Source organism: Dietzia sp. DQ11-71, assembly GCF_014144995.1.
Taxonomy (GTDB): domain Bacteria; phylum Actinomycetota; class Actinomycetes; order Mycobacteriales; family Mycobacteriaceae; genus Dietzia; species Dietzia kunjamensis.
This window is the reverse complement of record NZ_JAALDT010000417.1, coordinates 1-2,767: the sequence shown is the minus strand read 5'-3', so window position 1 is coordinate 2,767 and position 2,767 is coordinate 1. Positions and strand designations below refer to the sequence as shown.

General features: G+C 71.1%; 4 protein-coding genes. 3 read left to right on the top strand and 1 reads right to left on the bottom strand.

Annotated features, from left to right (window positions below):
- Positions 1-64: 64 nt before the first annotated feature.
- A complete protein-coding gene (gene bagA, locus G6023_RS13630) occupies positions 65-1,120 on the bottom strand; it encodes an ATPase BagA (RefSeq protein WP_132064024.1) in 1,056 nt (351 codons plus the stop codon).
- Positions 1,121-1,186: 66 nt separating this feature from the next.
- Here bagA and G6023_RS13625 point away from each other — a divergent pair, with 66 nt between their 5' ends.
- Genes G6023_RS13625 through G6023_RS13615 form a run of 3 tightly spaced genes read left to right on the top strand, consistent with a single transcriptional unit; the run spans position 1,187 to position 2,720 of the window.
- On the top strand, positions 1,187-1,357 hold the full coding sequence (locus G6023_RS13625) for a DUF4177 domain-containing protein (RefSeq protein ID WP_156523578.1): 171 nt from the start codon (positions 1,187-1,189) through the stop codon (positions 1,355-1,357).
- The gene (locus G6023_RS13620) at positions 1,357-1,833 is read left to right on the top strand and encodes a RidA family protein (protein WP_182636020.1); all 477 of its coding nucleotides are present in this window, start codon (positions 1,357-1,359) and stop codon (positions 1,831-1,833) included. Before G6023_RS13625 ends, G6023_RS13620 begins: the two co-directional genes overlap by 1 nt.
- Positions 1,834-1,838: 5 nt before the next feature.
- Positions 1,839-2,720 carry an MBL fold metallo-hydrolase gene (locus tag G6023_RS13615; RefSeq protein WP_182636019.1) on the top strand — a complete coding sequence of 294 codons (882 nt, stop codon included), beginning with the start codon at positions 1,839-1,841 and terminating at the stop codon, positions 2,718-2,720.
- Positions 2,721-2,767: the final 47 nt, after the last annotated feature.

The following is a 2,767-nucleotide window of genomic DNA, read 5'->3' as shown; positions in this document are numbered from 1 at the left end:
GCACACCACCACCCGGGTGGCGGGGTCGGTGAGCATGGCTGTGATGTCGAGGCGGCGTGTCATGTCAGTGGACTCCCTGGTCGACGAGGGCGGAGGCGAGGTCGTAGAGGTCCGCGACCTCCACCCCGTTGGGCAGCGCCGGCAGCACGAGGGTGGGGCAGGCGGCGGAGGTGAGCGTCTCGCCGGCGCGGAGTTGACCGCGGGCCACGCGGGCGTGCTCGATCGCCTGCACCAGCAGGCCCTGCAGTCCCTCGTCGTCGACCTCCACGCCGGTCGCGTCGAGGCCGTCCGCGACCGCCTCGGCGTCGATGTCCTCCTCGGCGATCCGCCGCAGCGCCTCGTCGTCGAGGTGACGGGTCTCGGCGCGGTTGATGATCACCTGGCCGACCCGCAGTCCGTGGCTCTTGAGTTCGGCGATCGCCTCGATGGTCTCCTGCACCGGCAGTGACTCCAACAGCGTCACCAGGTGCACGACCGTGCGGGTCGAGTGGACGAGCTCCGAGACTGCCTCCGCCTGGCGTCGGATGGGGCCGCCCCCGCCGGCGAGGTCGGCCATCGCGGTGGTGACGTCGAGGAACTTGCCGATCCGGCCCGTGGGCGGGGCGTCGACCACCACGGCGTCGTAGACGACCTCGCGCTTGGCGTGCTCGCGCGCGACGACCTCATAGATCTTGCCGGTGAGCAGGACGTCCTTGAGCCCGGGTGCGATGGTGGTCGCGAACTCGATCGCGCCGACCGACTTCATCACCTTGCCCACCACCCCGAGGCGGTAGAAGGTGTCGAGGTAGTCGAGCATCGCGGCCTCGATGTCGATCGCGAGCGCGAACACCTTGCCGCCGCCGTCGACCCTGGCCACGAGTTCCTCGCGGTACGGCAGCGGGGCGCGGTCGAAGATCCGGGCGATGCCCTGACGTTCCTCCACCTCCACCAGCAACACCCGCTTACCGGTGGAGGCCAGCGCGAGCGCCAGGGAGGTGGCGACGGTCGTCTTGCCGGTCCCGCCCTTCCCCGAGACGTAGTGCAACTCGGCCCGCGCGGAGCTGTCGGACCACCCGGTGGACAGTTCGTCGGCGATGGTCGACCGGGTCGACCGCGTACCTGGACTCATCGTGGACGGCATGCGTTCCACACTAAGCGCTCACACCACCGCGCGCGGGGCGCTCGTGACTTACCTAGAGTGGGTTCCATGAGCGAATCCACTGGAGCAGCCCGGTTCGAGTACGTCACGGTCCCGCTGCTGACGCACGCCACCAAGCAGATCCTCGACCAGTGGGGAGGCGACGGTTGGGAGCTGGTCTCCGTGCTGCCCGGCCCCACGGGTGAGCAGCACGTCGCCTACATGAAGCGACGGCTCTGATGCCCGAGACCGAGACCGGCTACTGGACCCGCAAGCTGGAGCAGCTGGGTCTGGAGCTGCCGACGGTCGTCCCGCCGGTCGCCAACTACGTCCCGGCGGTGCGCACGGGCGCGTTCGTCTACACCTCCGGGCAGTTGCCCGTGGTGGGCGGCGCGCTGGCCGCGAGCGGCAAGGTGGGCGCCGAGGTCAGCCCCGAGCAGGCCGCGGACCTGGCCCGCACCTGCGCCCTCAACGCCCTGGCGGCCGTGGACGGTCTCGTCGGCATCGACGCGGTGGTGAAGGTCGTCAAGGTGGTCGGGTTCGTCGCCTCCGCGCCGGGTTTCAGCGGACAGCCCGGCGTCGTCAACGGCGCCTCCGACGTGCTGGGTGAGATCTTCGGCGACGCCGGGGTCCACGCGCGGTCGGCGGTCGGAGTGTCCGAGCTGCCTCTGAACGCGCCCGTCGAGGTCGAGCTCATCGTCGAGGTCGAGGGATAGCCGCGATGTCCGCAGGCCTGGCCCCGATCAGCTTCCCGGCGTACGAGACCCTCCGGCCGGTCACGGACCTGGCCGGGGTCATCCTGTGCGACAACCCCTCCGAGATGACCTTCGAGGGGACCAACACGGTCATCCTGCGGGCTCCGGGGTCGCGAACCGCCGTCGTGGTGGACCCCGGGCCCGATGACCGCGCGCACGCCGAGCGGATCGCGGCGATCGTGGGGGAGATCGAGCTCGTCGTCGTCACCCATCGTCACGGCGACCACACCGACGGCATCGATCACCTGCGCGGATTCACCTCCGCCCCCGTCAGGGCCGTGGAGGAACGGTTCTGCCGGGACGCCGCGCCGTTGGTGACGGACGGGGACGACGACGAGGTGATCCACGCCGCCGGACTGGACATCACCGTGCTCGCCACCCCGGGGCACACTGCCGACTCGGTCAGTCTCGAGGTGCGGCCCGCGGGTGCCGGGTTCACCGCCCGGCCGGACTGCGTGGTCCTCGGCGACACGATCCTCGGCAGGGATTCGACGGTGCTCGACTCGACGGACGGCGACCTCGGCGACTACCTGGGCAGCATGGACCTGCTGGCCGCGCGGGCCGACGGAGTGATCGGGATCCCCGGCCACGGGCGGGACGTGGAGAACACCGGCCGCGCCGCCCAGGTGCTCGGGCAACACCGCCGTGATCGACTCGACCAGATCATCGCGGCGCGGGCCGAATTGGGCCGTGGCGCCTCGGCCGAGGCGATCACGCAGCACATCTACCGAGACGTGACGCCGTTCCTGCTCAAGGTGGCCGAGCAGTCGACCAAGGTCGCGCTGCGCTACCTCGACCGCCTCGATGCCGGGGGCACGGGGAGCACGGGTAGCGCGGCCAACGCCTGACCCGCCCGCGACCTGACCCGCCCGACCCGCCCGACCCGCCCGACCCG

Bases quoted from the DNA above. Each gene is read 5' to 3' on its own strand.
- G6023_RS13615 (WP_182636019.1), top strand. From the start codon at position 1,839: ATGTCCGCAGGCCTGGCCCCGATCAGCTTCCCGGCGTACGAGACCCTC.
- G6023_RS13625 (WP_156523578.1), top strand. From the start codon at position 1,187: ATGAGCGAATCCACTGGAGCAGCCCGGTTCGAGTACGTCACGGTCCCG.
- G6023_RS13620 (WP_182636020.1), top strand. From the start codon at position 1,357: ATGCCCGAGACCGAGACCGGCTACTGGACCCGCAAGCTGGAGCAGCTG.
- bagA (WP_132064024.1), bottom strand. From the start codon at position 1,120: ATGCCGTCCACGATGAGTCCAGGTACGCGGTCGACCCGGTCGACCATC.